The 255-nt window shown below is 71.0% G+C and carries 1 pseudogene; it reads right to left on the reverse strand.

Annotated features, from left to right (window positions below):
* Positions 1-255 (reverse strand): annotated as a pseudogene (locus LPA42_RS33585) (sulfate adenylyltransferase); the annotation flags it as partial.

The following is a 255-nucleotide window of genomic DNA, read 5'->3' on the forward strand; positions in this document are numbered from 1 at the left end:
GGTAGTGCAGGCCCCGCACGATGGCCCGCGCGGAGCGGGTGGTGTGTTTGATGGCGTAGCGGCCGCCGACGGTCAGGGGGCGGGTCTCGTCCATCCAGCAGACCATCGCCTCGATGTCCTGCGCGACCGTGGGGGCGTTGTGGGGGCGGCAGATCATGTCTCCGCGGGAGATGTCGATCTCGTCTTCGAGGCGGACGGTGACCGACATCGGGGGGAACGCCTCCTCGACCGGCCCGTCGGCGGTCTCCACCGCCG

The organism is Micromonospora sp. DH13, from assembly GCF_020873825.1.
In the GTDB taxonomy this organism is placed as follows: Bacteria; Actinomycetota; Actinomycetes; order Mycobacteriales; family Micromonosporaceae; genus Micromonospora; species Micromonospora haikouensis.